This window comes from Moorena producens PAL-8-15-08-1, from assembly GCF_001767235.1.
Lineage (GTDB): Bacteria > Cyanobacteriota > Cyanobacteriia > Cyanobacteriales > Coleofasciculaceae > Moorena > Moorena producens_A.
The window spans coordinates 4,322,853-4,338,911 of the sequence record NZ_CP017599.1 but is presented as its reverse complement, the minus strand read 5'-3'; the positions used below and the strand labels follow the sequence as shown (position 1 = coordinate 4,338,911).

10 protein-coding genes and 1 pseudogene are annotated in these 16,059 nt (G+C 45.0%); 6 read left to right on the top strand and 5 right to left on the bottom strand.

Features of this window, described 5'->3' with window-relative positions; translation table 11 throughout:
• Positions 1-20: 20 nt before the first annotated feature.
• Positions 21-1,391: an MFS transporter gene (locus tag BJP34_RS16120; protein WP_202972103.1), complete on the top strand. Its 1,371-nt coding sequence runs from the start codon at positions 21-23 to the stop codon at positions 1,389-1,391.
• Positions 1,392-1,401: 10 nt separating this feature from the next.
• Here BJP34_RS16120 and BJP34_RS16115 read toward each other — a convergent pair whose 3' ends face one another.
• On the bottom strand, positions 1,402-2,526 hold the full coding sequence (locus BJP34_RS16115) for a sterol desaturase family protein (protein ID WP_070393218.1): 1,125 nt from the start codon (positions 2,524-2,526) through the stop codon (positions 1,402-1,404).
• Positions 2,527-2,660: 134 nt separating this feature from the next.
• Between BJP34_RS16115 and BJP34_RS16110 the strand changes: the two genes are divergently transcribed.
• The 5 genes and pseudogenes from BJP34_RS16110 (at position 2,661) to BJP34_RS16095 (ending at position 11,511) form a co-directional block, all read left to right on the top strand.
• Positions 2,661-3,875 carry a hypothetical protein gene (locus BJP34_RS16110; RefSeq protein ID WP_070393217.1) on the top strand — a complete coding sequence of 405 codons (1,215 nt, stop codon included), beginning with the start codon at positions 2,661-2,663 and terminating at the stop codon, positions 3,873-3,875.
• Between the two features lie 196 nt (positions 3,876-4,071).
• Positions 4,072-5,958: pseudogene (locus tag BJP34_RS50455) on the top strand (amino acid adenylation domain-containing protein); the annotation flags it as partial.
• Positions 5,932-9,588 (top strand): amino acid adenylation domain-containing protein, encoded by a 3,657-nt coding sequence (locus BJP34_RS16105; RefSeq protein WP_418904163.1) that lies wholly within the window; start codon positions 5,932-5,934, stop codon positions 9,586-9,588. The pseudogene BJP34_RS50455 and the gene BJP34_RS16105, both read left to right, overlap by 27 nt.
• 192 nt (positions 9,589-9,780) lie before the next feature.
• Positions 9,781-10,950: a pyridoxal phosphate-dependent aminotransferase gene (locus tag BJP34_RS16100; protein WP_070393215.1), complete on the top strand. Its 1,170-nt coding sequence runs from the start codon at positions 9,781-9,783 to the stop codon at positions 10,948-10,950.
• Positions 10,951-11,070: 120 nt separating this feature from the next.
• A complete protein-coding gene (locus tag BJP34_RS16095) occupies positions 11,071-11,511 on the top strand; it encodes a condensation domain-containing protein (protein ID WP_070393214.1) in 441 nt (146 codons plus the stop codon).
• Positions 11,512-11,572: 61 nt separating this feature from the next.
• On the opposite strand, the gene BJP34_RS16090 is transcribed toward BJP34_RS16095, so the two are convergent.
• The 4 genes from BJP34_RS16090 to btpA form a co-directional block, all read right to left on the bottom strand.
• Complete coding sequence (locus BJP34_RS16090; RefSeq protein ID WP_070393213.1) at positions 11,573-12,850, bottom strand: NAD(P)/FAD-dependent oxidoreductase; 1,278 nt, start codon at positions 12,848-12,850, stop codon at positions 11,573-11,575.
• Positions 12,843-13,064, bottom strand: coding sequence for a hypothetical protein (locus BJP34_RS43470; protein ID WP_158517252.1), 222 nt, complete (start codon positions 13,062-13,064; stop codon positions 12,843-12,845). Before BJP34_RS43470 ends, BJP34_RS16090 begins: the two co-directional genes overlap by 8 nt.
• A gap of 7 nt (positions 13,065-13,071) precedes the next feature.
• Complete coding sequence (locus BJP34_RS16085) at positions 13,072-14,064, bottom strand: vitamin K epoxide reductase family protein (RefSeq protein WP_070393212.1); 993 nt, start codon at positions 14,062-14,064, stop codon at positions 13,072-13,074.
• Positions 14,065-14,260: 196 nt separating this feature from the next.
• Entirely contained in the window at positions 14,261-15,091 is an 831-nt protein-coding gene (gene btpA / locus BJP34_RS16080; RefSeq protein WP_070393211.1) for a photosystem I biogenesis protein BtpA, read from the bottom strand.
• Positions 15,092-16,059: the final 968 nt, after the last annotated feature.

The window sequence follows — 16,059 nt, the reverse complement described above, 5'->3', positions numbered from 1 at the left end:
GTGATGTACTGATAAATCAAATGACTGATATAAAGCAATCACGCATTAATGGTAGCAGCTTTCCCATCATTAACGCTTTCACGAAGCAATTTACTGCCCTAGAGGGTATGGAAATCTTCAGCTTCATCTGGCTCAGCCAGGTCGTTTCTCTACTTGGCTCCAGGCTTACCAGTTTTGCCATCAGCATCTGGGTTTATTCACACACGGATTCTGTCACCCTGTTTTCATTGCCTATTTTATCTACTTTGCTGCCTACTATTCTCATCAGTCCCATTGCTGGAGTTTATATCGATCGCTGGAATCGCCGATGGACAATGATAATCAGTGATTTCTGTGCTGGCTTGTCTACCTTGATAGTAGCTTGGTTATATGTCACAGGCCATCTAGAACTTTGGCATATTTGCCTGACTAATGCGTTACGATCTAGCCTTAGCAGCTTTCAAGGATTAGCCTATCTTACCAGCATTAGCCTCCTGGTTCCCAAAGATAAGCTTACCCGTGCCAATGGTATGGTGCAAACTGGACAAGCCGTCACAGATTTAGTGGGGCCTGGTCTGGCTGCATCCCTACTAGGTATTATTCAGTTTCAAGGCATTGTGGTAATCGACTTTGTCACTTTGCTACTTGCACTACTAGCCCTATTTATTGTCAGATTTCCTGAGATTACATCTGAAACTAAGCAAGAGACTCAGCATGAGCCATTTATACAACAACTACTGTTTGGCTGGAGTTACTGTAGGCAGCGATCTGGTCTTTTATGGCTGATCCTTCTATTAACTCTATGTAACTTTTTGGTAGGAGCAACTTCTGTTCTAGATGCTCCCTTAATTCTTTCTTTCACATCAGTAATGACTTTTGGTGTAATCATGTCCTGCGCAAATATTGGTTTGTTTGTGGGAGGTTTAATTGTAATTGTCAGAGGGGGAAAAAGTCAAATATCTACTGTTTTTATCGGCATAGCTTTAACTAGCTTCTTTATTTTACTTGCGGGTCTTCGTCCGTCTATTCTTCTAATCTCCATCGCAAATTTTTGCTGGCTTCTGCCAATCCCGTTAGTCAATAGCACCATTTTGAGTATTTTCCAGCGTAAGGTAGCTTACGATGTTCAAGGACGTGTCTTTGCTTTGTTAAGATCAGTCCCCCGATCTGCAGTTCCTCTCTCTTATCTTTTTGCCAGTTCCCTAGCAGATCGTTACTTTGAACCTTTTATGAGACAAGATAGTTCATTTGCAATAATCATTGGTCAAGCTATTGGAACAGGTCCTGGGCGAGGTATTGGTTTACTCTATATTTTTATGGGTACTCTGATGCTTTTAGCTACTGGCTTAGCCTATTGTTTCCCTCGGTTGAGATACCTTGAAGATGAATTACCTGATGTGATTGGTAATTAGTTCCCATAAGTCATTTCTGAGATTGAAGAAAAATGAACGTTTTTTTGAGCCAAGCAGGATTGATTGAGGAGTTCCAAAGTTGCTGAAACGGATAGAGATTTTGATATACTAAGGTGATAAAAAGATGATGTGGCTGGCTACTAATTTCAAGGGGAAAATTTGGATCATCAATACCCGTTGCTGGATATTCATCATATTGGCAGTATTGGGTTCCAAATAAGTAATCCCAGAGGAACAATACTGAACCAAAGTTTCGATCTCGATGGTGTGGTTCAATCGAATGGTGTATGCGATGAGACTGAGGGGTAATGATTACGTGCTTAAGCCAACCATAATTGAGCTTGAGATTGGAATGATAGATGCGTAGATACCACTGTTGAATCACCCTAAATAGAATGATCGAGGGTAAGGAGATGCCGATAGCACGCATAGGCACAGTGACAATAGTGTAGGTGATTAATGTATCAATTACATGAAAGCGGAGACCACAGAAGAGATTCAGTTCAGTTTGGGAGTGATGGACAGCGTGAAAATACCAAAAGGCTGGAATATGATGGCGCAGAATGTGCGAAAACCAAATGAGGAAGTCGCTGAGCAGGATACTACACAATATTAAGATCGGCGGTGACAGTATAGCGGCAAGATCGAAGATGGGGAAGCCTGTTACTTGGGCAAAGGTGTCTAGTACTGATAAGTAAGGTCCCAACAGAAAAATGTTGACCATCAAGTCATATAACAACCAGAGGCAATCTTGCCAGAATCCAACCGATAAGAGGGGTTGTTGGCGTGCGGGTAGCCAGATCTCGATCAATAAGACTGTTGGGACAACCCCGTAGAACCATGGATTGAAGAGAATGTCGTGGTTAAAAGTCGCGAGAGCTTGTTGGATCAGGGCACTGATGTAGTTGAGGTCACTCCAGGCGATCAAAAGTTTTACCAGGAAACCAACAATCACCAGTTTGAGACAGAGTGTAGCGATATTCTTAAAACTTTGCCATAAGAGTTGCTTACCAGATAGTAATAAAGTTAACATGCGAATAACTGAGTAAGTTGTGTAGAATAAGCTTTGTAGATTACCATTGACTTGATCTATTAATAGAGTATACCATAATCTCTCAAGTTTGCTTTCCTGCAAGGATCCTGCCTCAATTCTTATGGCAAGTGGAATATGCGGTATCTTTCTTGATATCTCTTTAGTCCTAGCCTTTCTAAGACGATCGTCAAAGGTATTTCTAATTGTCTCCTTAATAACATCAGAGTAATCGATCTATGACTCAACTTAGAAAAAGTGCTGACATTAAACATTCTATCGTGATTTCGGATACTACACTTCGAGATGGTGAGCAGACTTTTGGTATCGTCTTTAGTAACGAGGAAAAGCTGGAAATTGCGAGGCAACTTGATAAGCTGGGGATTCAGGAGTTAGAGGTAGGGTTTCCGGCTCAAGAGGGGAGTGAGCAAGCTTATCTGCAAGAACTGATTGCTAGTAAGACGAATGGGGATATAACAGCTCGGATCCTAGGTTGGCATCGACCGTTCCGTGAAGAACTCTCCTGGTCAGTTAAGTTAGGCTTAGATGGTTGCTGCTCTTCTACTCCAATCACTAACTATATGATTGAGAGCATACTGAAATCTACACCTAGCCAGATTTTACAGGCGCAACAAAATGCTCTAACTTTTATTAAACAGAATGGCTTGTATGCGGTTTCTGACTTTCAGGATGCTTTTAATGCTGATCGCTCATTTTTATTTGAGATGATCCAGATGTCAGAAGAAACAGGTGCAGATCGAGTACGGCTCTGCGATACCGTAGGTCGCACTGATCCCTTCATGATCTTCGATATCATCACGGATATTCTCAATAACTCGGAAATCGATGTGGAACTCCATGCCCATAACGATCTGGGTATGGCGGTTGCCAACTGTGTGGCTGCGATCAAAGCATTTGATCTCTGGTATGAGGCCCAAAAAGAACGACCAAGCCGGAAGCTCTATTTAACCACTACAGTGAATGGAATTGGTGAGCGAGCTGGGAACACTGATTTGGCTACATTAGTGGGTGCGTTGAAAATTGGGCTAAATATAAATGTATCTGTACAGGAATCGAGACTCTCCAGCGTTTGTGATTATGTCTCGCAAGCAAGTAGTCGCCCGATCCCGATTAATGCACCAGTAGTAGGTCCCAATATTTGGTCTCATTCCTCAGGTATTCATGTAGATGGTGTGTTGAAAAGCCCTGCAAATTACGAGCTGATAAGCCCTGAATTTGTTGGCAAAACTAACACTGCTCGACGTTTAGGGATCAATAAACATTCTGGCAAACGGGCTGTCCAGCATAAATTTGCTGGGTTGGGCATACCGTTGACTGATGAAGCTGCTCTCAAACTGTTGCCCCAGATTCGTGAAGGGACGATTCAGAATAAGCGAATGCTATTTGATCATGAATTGGTTGATTTAGTGAATCGATCCCAAAAACCTTCATGATCTCACTGCAATCGTGATTTTTGCTAAGTAGGTGGGCGTAATTAAGTGTAAAATAGCGATGGAAATTCAAAATCATGAAACCCCTATGAATAGAGGATTCCAGCTTCATTTTCGGATTTTGAGTTTTAACGTTTATTTATGCCCACCTACTTATCGGTGACCCTCTACCCTTAACCTACCAATCGGTTATTTAGTTATGATCACCCCCCCCATTGCCACTCTTTCAACTCCAAAGCAAGAACCTGGTGAGGAAAACTTACTGATGAATCTGAAACATCAAGTGTTGCCTGAACAAAGAAACCAATGTATCTATCAACTGATAGATGCTTATGCCCACAATATACCTAACAAAACTGCTGTAATTTGTGGAGGTCAGACCCTGACCTATCGCATACTCAATCAGCTTGCCGATCAAGTTGCTGAGCATTTGCAGCATTTAGAGATTGAATCCGGAGGATTGATCGGGCTGTATATGGATCGATCGTTGGCTATGATTGTTGGTTTATTGGGAATTTGGAAAGCGGGTTGTGCCTATGTTCCACTTGATAGTCAATATCCCAAGCAGCGTCTCGAATTTATGCTGGCAGAGACTGAAGCAGCGATAGTCTTAACTGAACCTCAGTTGTGTCAGGATTTACCAAAACTATCAACAATTGCACAGGTGATCACGTTAAAGGTCGAGACCGACGGTCGTTTGTCCCTTGCTTCAGTAATCTCATCGAAATTAAAACCATCTGTCTCGACAGCGATTTCTGCGCCAGTGACGGCCAAGGATCTTTCCCCGTCGAAGGTGGAAGATCCTCCTTCTGTAGATCAGTGCGGTGAAGGCCGGGATAAACCAAGCCGGGACAAGAGAGACCAATCTTCTCCTGAGATAAACCCCCTCGATCGCCTCGCTTATATTATTTACACCTCTGGTTCAACGGGCAAACCGAAAGGCGTAATGATCAGCCATCGGAATCTGGCACATTACTGTTGGTCGATCGTTCAGCCCATGGCTCTACAATCCACTGATATTTATTTGCACCTTGCCTCCATCTGCTTTGCCACATCTGCCCGTCAGTTATTGTCACCCCTATCGCACGGGGCAACCGTTGTTATTGCCACATCGGAAGAACGTCAAATTCCACTCAAAGTGCTACAACTGGCAAAGGAGCAGCAGGTTACGTTAATGGATATGGTGCCATCCTATTGGCGAATTCTAAATTCAACCCTACAGCATTTGCCTCCTGATACGCGCCAGAAACTTCTGACCAACACTCTACGATTTGTTAACGGTCATGGGGAACCTGTCCCCCAATATATTCCTCAGACCTGGCAAGAGAGGTTACAGCATCCTGCTGCGACGTTGAATCTATATGGTCAAGCAGAGGCAACAGGTTCGGTTGCCTTTTGTTTTTACCAATCCGGAGAACCTGGCGCTGTGATGCCGATCGGTCAGCCATTACCAGGGATGAAACTCTACATCCTTGATGAAAATTTAACCCCTGTAGCGCCTGGAACTTGCGGGGAAATCTACGTGGGAGGACCAGCGGTATCTCAGGGATACTTTAAACGCCCAGAACTGAATGATGAAAGGTTTATCGTTAATCCCTTGATTAATCCTAAGTCCGGCAATAGTGAACAAGAACCTGACCAGACTGTTCCATGCTACCTCTACAAAACTGGAGATTTGGGGCGATGTCGGAGCGATGGGGTTTTTGAAATGTTGGGGCGTGTCGATCGTCAAGTTAAGATTAATGGTGTTCGAGTTGAAATCGATGAAATTGAAGCAATTCTATCTCAACATCCCACCGTTAGGGAAGCTGCTGTTTTAGATCTGAAAACGAACCTAGATGAACCTTATTTAGTTGCTTATTTAACCCTCGAAACAACATCCCTGTCTCGTGAGGATCACAATTGGGAGCAAATTGAAATCGCCCTCCAAACGGTAAGATCTGGCAAGTCTGTGAAGATAGATAGTCTTACCGTTGCTGAGTCAAACTCAGAGCTGATCCATCAACTCAAGACATATCTCCAAGCCCAAGTATCTCGCTATGTGGTGCCATCCAAGTTTGTGATTCTGGAAGATCTTCCCCTAACTCCGAATGGCAAAGTCGATCGTAAGGTGCTGCTTGCACAACAAGAAGCGCAATTTAAAAACCGAGAATTGATTGCTCCCCGTACAGAGACCGAAGTGAAGCTTGCCAAGATTTGGCGTGAAATTCTCAATCTTACTCAGATTAGCCTTGACGATAACTTCTTTGAATTGGGTGGACATTCCCTGCTTGCAACGCAGGTGATTTCTCGGATCAGGGACGTATTCTTCATTGAATTACCGCTGGCTCAAGTGTTTGCGTATCCCACTTTGATGGAATTAGCCCAGTCGATCGACACTATCCAGCCAACAGACTCAATTAAACTGACAACGATTGGTTCAGTTCCCAGAGACACTAAGGTTCCTTTATCTTTTGCTCAGCAACGTCTTTGGTTTCTTGATCAACTAGAAGGACCTAGTTCAACTTATAATATTCCAAATGTCTGGCAACTGGAAGGAGACTTAAATCTATCAGTATTGACCCAAAGTCTTCAGACAATCGTGCAGCGCCACGAAGGGCTACGGACCATTTTTCCGAGCGATAATGGTGCTCCATATCAAAAAATTAAACTTGACGTTACAGTTCATGTTCCCCTGATCGACTTACAATCTCTTCCCCAAGCAGAACAGGAATCTCAGATTCAGATCTTGATTAATGCTGAGGCTCAAACTCCGTTTGTCCTTGCCCAAGATATGCTCGTTCGTTGTAAGCTTTTGAAATGCAGCACAACAGTCCATGTGCTTGTGATTACAATCCATCACATCGTTGCCGATGACTGGTCACTTGGCATCTTTCAGCAAGAACTCTCCGAACTCTATACTGCTTTTTGTCAATCGGAATCTTTACCGCTGGCACCCTTGCCTATTCAATATGTAGATTTTGCCCATTGGCAGCATCAATGGTTACAAGGACAAGTTCTGGAGACCTTACTCGACTACTGGCGAAACCAACTTGCAGACAGTCCACCCTTGCTAGATTTACCAACCGACTACCCACGTCCAGCAAAACAAGTTTTTCGGGGTAGCACGATTGAATTTGATTTGGATGCTCACCTAACCCAAAAATTACAACTTCTCAGTCAACAATCTGGCACTACCCTCTTTATATCACTTCTGAGCACGTTTTTAATCTTACTCTATCGTTACAGCAACTCAACTGACATCGTCGTTGGGTCGCCAATCGCCAATCGTAATCGTCAGGAAATTGAGCCTCTCATTGGGTTCTTTGTCAATACCTTGGTGTTGCGTAGCAACCTTGACGGGAATCCAAGCTTTTTAGAACTGTTGCAACGAACTCGCCAAGTTGCCTTAAATGCTTATGCCCATCAGGATCTCCCGTTTGAGAGGTTAGTAGAGGAATTAAATCCTGATCGCAACCTGAGCTATCATCCCCTAGTTCAGGTCATGTTTGTATTGCAAAATAGCATCCCATCCCATGCCTTGAGTTTTCCAGGAGTCACCGTGAGTTCACGAAGGGTAGAACGGACCACTGCAAAATTTGATTTGATTTTGTCAATGCGGGAAGCTTCTCAAGGGTTGCAAGGGGTTTGGGAGTATAACAGTGATTTATTCACATCTAAAACAATTCAACGATTGCATCACCACTTTCAAACCTTGCTTAAAGGGATTGTTGCCAATCCAGATCAATTAATTTCTGAGTTACCCCTGCTAACGGAAGCAGAACAGCAGCAATTACTGGCACAATGGAGCCAAGCCCATAGAGATTATCCCGGTGATTCCTCCATACACCATCTGTTTGAACAACAAGTAGAACGTACACCAGATGCGGTTGCCTTGGTGTTTGGAGAACAACAGGTCTCTTATCGAGAACTGGATCGCCGTGCAAATCAGCTTGCTCATTACTTGCAGAGCCAGGGGGTTGGTCCGGAAACTCTGGTAGGGCTGCATATCCGGCGTTCTCCAGAGATGATGATTGGAATACTGGGTATCCTGAAAGCAGGAGGAGCTTATGTTCCAATTGATCCAGCCTATCCTTTCGATCGCATTGCTTACATTTTGGAAGACACACAACTGGGGCTGCTTCTAACTCAACAAGACTTATTGCCCCAGTTGGTGGACTTTGTTGTTCAGTGTTTCTGTCTCGATAGGGACTGGTCAGCACTTGAATATACTCCTGTTGAGAATCCAGTCAGCCAGGTTAATCACGACAATTTAGCTTACGTTATCTATACCTCTGGTTCTACAGGTAAGCCTAAAGGAGTTGCAATCGAACATGAATCGTTAATCAGTTTCACCCAAAGCGCAATTGCTGCGTATAACATCACTGCTACTGATCGCATCCTACAATTTGCTTCCATTAGCTTTGACGTTGCCGTTGAAGAGATTTATCCTTGCCTTTGTACAGGTGCAACTCTGGTATTGTGGCCAGAAGAGAAGCTCACTTCCAGCAAACAATTTTGGCAACAGTGCCGAGAGTGGCAACTGACCGTTCTTGATCTTCCCACTGCTTACTGGCACCTATTGGCAACAGAGCTGACGCCAGAAACAGCTTTGTCTCCTTGCCTAAGGTTAGTCATCATTGGGGGCGAAGCAGCCCTCCCTGCTCCCTGGCACCAGTGGCAAGAATGGCTAAGAGTACAAGCGGGAAAACGAGAGAACGTTCCCCAATTGGTCAACACCTATGGTCCCACTGAGGCCACAGTTGTCACCACTCTATATCGATTCCCAGATCCGCTTGAATCCTCAAATAATTTCCTCACCACTATTCCTATTGGTCTTCCCTTGGGCGAGACACAAGTTTATGTCTTAGACACACATCTACAACCTTCTCCCATCGGTGTTCCTGGTGAGTTATACATCGGTGGTTCCAGACTCGCCCGCGGCTATCTCAATCAACCTGACCTAACCGAACAAAAATTCATTCCTATTCCCCACTCCCTACTTCCCACTCCTGACCCCGTTTGCGCAACATCTCTTCAAAATCGTCTCTATAAAACTGGAGATCGTGTCCGCTATCTTCCTGACGGTAATTTGGAATACTTAGGGCGCACTGATGAGCAAGTAAAGCTTCGCGGTTTTCGCATCGAACTAGGAGAAATTGAAACAGTGCTAGGTGAGCATCCTGATTTACAGGCAGTCGTTGTCTTGGCCAGAGAAGATAATCTAGGGGATAAACGGTTGGTAGCTTACATTGTGGTAGAGGAAGATAAGCAAGTTCTCTCTGCTCAACTCCAACAGTTTCTCAAGCAGAGGCTACCAGATTATATGATACCCTCCGCCTTTGTACAATTAAAAACCTTGCCTTTAACCCTAAATTGCAAGGTAGATCGTCGATCTCTGCCGATTCCTGACTTTTCTCAACTCCCTCACAGGCTTGAGTTTACTGCACCCCAAACTGAAACTGAGTACAGGATTGTTAAAATCTGGTCTGAAGTCATGAAATGCGATCGCATCAGTATTCACGACAACTTCTTTGAATTGGGTGGTCATTCTCTCCTTGCTACTCGGGTCATTTCAAAGCTCCGTCAAACTTTGCAGATTGAACTGCCAATCCAAAGCCTCTTTGAATATCCAACGGTAGCTGGGTGGGCTAAACACATCGATCTAGTGCTATGGTTTGGTCGAGATGCAGTGGACCTTGCAGCAGTTAAAAACACTGAGGAAATTGAGATATGACCTAAGCTACAGATGGGGAATTCCGCGCATCCGGAGTGGTAACGAGAGAGGCTTGGTGGCTGGCATTGTATGTTACAGTACTGAACACATCAAGTACAAAAACAGTGGGAGGGGCACAGGATAACCTACACTACCACACTATAACTCAAGCGCACTGCACTGGAAAAGTGAATAAACGATTACATCAAGACCATGAGAACTTTTGCGCTCCGAATGGAACGGTTAGGCACTGAAGCTGCCTTTGAATATCTCGCCAAAGCCAAACAATTGGAGGCTCAAGGACGAGATATAATTCATATGGAGATTGGACAGCCAGATTTTCCTACTCCTCCTCACATTTGTAAGGCAGCCTACCAAGCCATGCAAGCGGGCCACACGGGTTATGGTCCTGCTGCAGGACTACCAGAACTGAAGTCAGCGATCGCACGCCACATTTCCAAAACCCGGCATTTGTCAGTCGAACCCGATCGGGTTGTCATAATGCCAGGGGCAAAACCCGTAATATTCTTGACTATTCTGGCTCTGGTTGATCCCCAAGATGAGGTCATTTACCCAAATCCAGGGTTTCCCATTTACAAATCAGTTATTGACTTTGTCGGAGCTAAACCTGTTCCGCTACCTTTGCGAGAAGTCGTGAACTTTCGCATCCAAATTGAGGATTTGAAAACCCTAGTCAACGATTGTACCAAGTTATTGATCCTCAACTCTCCTCAAAACCCAACTGGGGGAGTGCTGACGTCTGAGGATCTAGCTGAAATTGCTACCCTTGCTCAGCAATACGACTTCTACATTCTCGCAGACGAAATCTATTCTCATATTCTCTACGACCAGACCCATACTAGTATTGCAAGTTTGCCAGGCATGGAGGAGCGCACTATTTTACTAGATGGTTTTTCTAAAACCTATGCTATGACTGGCTGGCGTTTGGGCTATGCCGTTGCATCTCCAGAAATCAGTGAAAAGCTAACTCAACTCATGATCAATACCAATTCCTGTACCTGTTCGTTTACTCAATTGGCAGGGGTGACTGCCCTGGAAGGAGACCAAACCTTTGTTGAGAAGATGGTGATGGAATTTCATCGGCGTCGAGATATGATTGTCACCAGGATCAACCAAATAGCTGGTATCAGTTGTCAAATGCCAAGAGGGGCATTCTATGCATTTCCAAATGTCTCCCAGTTACCGTTAGATGATCAAGCCATAGCAGATTATTTGATGACTGAGGCTGGGGTGGTAGTGTTACCTGGTTCTTCTTTTGGCAATCAAGGTCAGGGATATTTACGCCTGTCCTACGCAAACTCATTCAGCAAGATTGAAGAGGCATTGGATCGAATTGAGCAGGCAGTTCATACTCTCATTTAACATCTTCCCCGACCTAAAGGCACGGAGATTCCCTAGTGTTGCCTCTTGCCTGTTCCCTATTCCCCATTCCCTGTTCCCTTATTTCTTAAGACTTTAACATAAAAATTCTCAATATAAAAAATGGTTGTTGCCCAAAATAAAACTAAAAATATTGAAGCAATGTATCCCCTTTCCTCAACGCAAAAAGGGATATTATTTCAGACATTGTATCACCCGGAACATCGGGTATATTTCGACCAATTTAAGTTGACGATTCACGGCAAGCTGAATCCGAAGTTCTTTGAACAGGCTTGGGTGAGACTGGTAGAAAGACACCCAGTTTTGCGCACCTTATTTGTTTGGAGAAACCGTAAGCAGCCGGTGCAAGTTGTACGTAAAACCTTCAAGCTAACCTGGATTGAGCATGACTGGCGAACCCTATCTCCTGAAGCCCAAACAGCCAAGATGGATGATTTTTTAGACAGGGATCGACAACAAGGGGTTGAACTGGGGAAAGCCCTGGTTGACTTACAAAACTCTGAAATGGCTTACTGGTACGTTGGGATTTTGAACTCTAACTAAGGACGCAAATACTATCACAATTAATGGACAAAGAAAAGGCAAATTACCAATTCCCACAACACTAACTATTTCCAATCCCTTGACCTCCTAACCAACCCGTTGTCCAAGCACTCTGAAAATTAAATCCCCCGGTAACTCCATCAATATCGAGAATTTCCCCAGCAAAGTAAAGACCTGGACATTGGCGGCTTTCCATAGTCTTGAAATTCACCTCTTTGAGACTAACACCACCACAAGTGACAAACTCTTCCTTAAAAACCCCTTTACCTTGAATCAAATACCTTCCCTGAGTCAGTTCTTGAACTAACTGATGTACGGTTTTTTTCGATAACTCAGCCCAACGGTTTTCTGTACCCACTCCCACACTAGTGACTAAGCTCACCCAAAGGCGCTTTGGGATAGGAATGGGACAACTAGTAGTAATGAAGCGTCGAGGTAACTGGGATTTAACATCGAGGAGTAATTTCCGCAACCGGTCTGGATTGTAATCAGGAAGCCAATTCACCAACAAGGGCATTTGATAATGGTGTTCGTGCAATACTCTAGCCCCCCAAGCAGAAAGCTTCAGTACCGCTGGACCACTTAAACCCCAGTGGGTAATTAGCAATGGTCCCGTTTGGTCCTTCAAGGTTTTACCAGCATCTGGTAATTTGAGGCAGACCTGTTTAACACTAACCCCAGCTAAATCCTGTAAACGGGAGTCTGGGATATTAAAGGTGAATAGAGAAGGAACCGGGGTTTCGATGGTATGACCTAAGGCTTTTGCCCAACGGTAGCCTAGGGGATTGCTACCAGTAGCAACCAAAACGCGATCGCATTTTATAGTCTCACCATTCCTCAACCCAATCTCAAATCCTCCTGGGGTCGGGTGTGGCGTGTCAGGAGTTGGGTGTTGGGAAGATTGCCGAGAGATCCACTTAACCGGATTACTAGTGCGAATCTTCACCCCTGCCCTCTTAGCCACTTGTAAGAGACAATCAACAATCGTTTCGGAACTATCAGTAATCGGAAACATCCTGCCATCAGGCTCAGTTTTCAGCTCAACACCGTGAGCACCAAACCAAGCAATGGTATCCTTCGGTTGAAAGCGGGTGTAAGCCCCTCGCAATGCTTTGCTTCCCCTCGGGTAAGCTTGCACCAACTGGGCTGGGTCAAAACAAGCATGAGTAACATTACAGCGTCCACCACCAGAGATGCGCACCTTCGATAATGGCTGGCGTGAGGCTTCTAGGAGAGTGACATTGGTATGGGGATGAGTAGTGGCACAGGTAATTGCCCCAAAAAAACCAGCGGCTCCACCACCAATGACTACGACATTGAGATTTTCTGAATTATCCAAGGGAATCGGGAATCGGGAATTGGGAATCGGGAATCGGGAATCGGGAATCGGGAATCGGGAACAGGGAAAAAATCTTGTTTACCTTCTTAATACGAGAACCGATAATTACCCTTAATAAAAATCTCCCCATCTCCCCATCTCCCCATCTCCCCATCTCCCCATCTCCCCATCTCCCCAATCTCCCCACCTCCCCATCTCCCCACACTTCCCACACTTCCCAATTAGGATCGTCCTGGCAAAGAGTACTTAAAGTCTCTTGAGCCTTGATAGTCAGTGACATTAGCCAATTCTTCTAGAGTTCGGACACCAGGGAGTAATTCGCCATTAATTTGCCAAGTAGGATAGGATTGAATTCCAGCAGCGATACAGGCTTCTGTCTGAGCATTTTTGCCATCACGAGCACACTCTATATAATTGATTTCAGAGAATGCCTGTTTTCCAAACAGTTGCTTCTGCTCATAGCAGTGGGGACACCAGTAAGCTCCGTATTTCTTAGCACCAACGTCTGTCAAATGACGGGCCAGATCAATTTCCGATTGACCAGAGGTTGTGGTAACTTTCCAGCCACCAATAGCTGCGTTTGGCGCACCAGAGGCTGTGGGAATTGGACCACCATTGTCTGCTGATGTGGCCACGGATTCTCCAACATTAGCATAAACGCCTAAGGTACCCACCAAGGTGATCATGCCCACGATCAGACCGATAAAGAAAATTTGACCAATATCTTCCCAACTGCGACCCACAAGGGTTAGGACTAGCAGGCTAATGGCAAATAATGCTGAAGTGATGCAGTATATACAGAGTGCTTGGATCTCAAATGCCAGCAAGTACATCAAGTAGCTACTGAAAACTGTCATAGCTGCTGCACCTGCCAACAGCAGTAACCAAGTCCAATTTTCTAGTTTTGAGCGAAGTCCTTTCTTTGGGTCTCCCTTTACTAACAAGGGAGCCAAGGCAAATGTAGCCATACTGGTGTATGCCAAGAAACCAAACAAGGTTAGTGGCAGACCAAATATACTAGCATAAGGGCTGGAAAGGACATCATTACAGCTGGAAGCATTAGCTGCACCCGCGCTGCAAACTGCAGTACCACCTGTCAGTTTAACCACAGTCAGATAAGCAGTTAACAGGGCACCCACGACAGCGATCGCAGCAATCAGCTGACGGGACCAACGATAAATCCAGGGGGCAGAACGCCTGCGACTTACACTCATAATCTAGATAATGAGGAATAGGGGTTGCTTGAAATTTCTAACTACTACGTTATCAAGTCAAACAACCAATAGACAGAAACCAAGTTAACATACTGTTGAAAGCCAACCTTCAACCTTCAACCTTCAACCTTCAACCTTCAACCTTCAACCTTCAACCTTCAACCTTGGCCTTTGGCCACGCGTGCGCGAACAACCTTCAAACAATTGGTTTTTGTTCTTGTTTAGCAGACACACTACTGCGTACTGCTTCCACAAATTGACTGACCCGAATCGGGTCAATAGGTTGATCAATTTGTCCACGACGCTTGAGGGAACTAGAGACAATTACCCCATCAGCATATTGCATCAGGGTGGAAATATTTTCCCAATTAGCGCCACTGCCAATAAATACTGGTTTGCCCTTAGCCGCCGCCGAGGCTAACACCAGATCTTGAGGATTGGTAGGAGTACCGGTTCCCCAGCCAGAGAGAATCACACCATCAGCTAACCCCCGCTCTATGGTTTCTTGTACAGCTATGGTGATATTGGGTGACTCCAAAGGTTGTCCATGTTTGACTAGAACATCAGCAAGAATCTTAACATCACTACCCAGTGCCCGACGGTAGCGCAAGAGTGTATGAGCCTGTCCCTCAATTAACCCCTGGTCTGTTGCCATAATCCCAGTCAGAACATTAACGCGGATAAATTTAGCCCCTACACAAGTAGCAATTGCCAAAGCACTATGAGCATCATTGCGCAAAATATTGATCCCTATTGGTATAGGAACCAGGTTCATAAGTCGCTCGACTATGATCGTCATGGTACTGACTACTGCTGGATCGACCTGGTTTTTGGTAAATGGGGCGTCGAAAAAATTCTCAACAATCACCCCATCCACTCCACCAGAGCCTAAGGCGGTGACCTCTTGCTCGGCTCGGTCAATGACAGCTTGCAGGCTACCCCCCCAGCGCGGGGAAGTAGGGAGTGGCAGCAAATGCACAACTCCTATGATCGGATTCGGTGTCTGGAAAATTTGCTCTAAGTTCACAATCGTGGGATATTTGGAAGCCCCATCTCATCAGGGAGCGGGGAGGAAAAGCTACAGATAGAGGGAACCAGCGCCCCCTGTAGAAAACTTGGGAATTGAGAGTAGGGTCGGATGCCTTGTCAGCCATGCAAAGCGCGAGTGGGGGAAACCCCCGCGTGAAGGCGCTGCATCGCTTTCTGGCATCGGTCTACCACTGGCATTAATGGTAAAGCTATGGTGCTTACCCTTTTGATTACACCTGGGATTTAGTTCTCCCGGTTGCTAAAACCAGTTGCTAAAACCAATTGTATCGGTCAGTGCTATCCCCAAAGCAAGCACCTTAATTCCTGAAGACGATTTCTAGTGGTGGTAGGTTAACAGCGGTGCGACCCCGGCGAGGTTCCCTCGCCAAGGGAATGCGCACCAAGAGAGAGGTGAGCCCTAAAACGACTACATCTGTTTTTGATGCCTACTGATTCTGGCTCAAGGGTAAAGTAGGATTATATATAGTACCAGTAGATTGTACCTTTGTCCTGTCAACTTTCAGCTTTCCGACCGGAATTCGTGAACAGCCGAGATCAGCACTACTCAATTTAATCCCTGTAGGAGCTCAGCCCCCCGCTCCCCCATAGACCGAGGTGACCAACCCGGGTCAGTTGGAGTCATGATCTCTGCGATTCTCCTTTGGAGACACTACGTGAGCGATGCAGCGCGGTCATGGGGGAAACCCCCAAGACCGACTGCATCAAGAAACCCATGATTTTCTGTGAGGGATATTTTTAGATTTCCTCATATTTTTTTGAATATTTTAATAAAATTTAATTTAGAATGAGTGTATAGGTTTTCATAGTGAAATCAACATGGAACATCAGTACTAGTAAATTAGGAGAGCAGATATAGGAGTTGAGCACATCACTTACACACTAAGCTCAATCACACCAAGCTCAATCACACCAAGCTTAATCAATGGTGTAAGGTTCTGCTAAAGG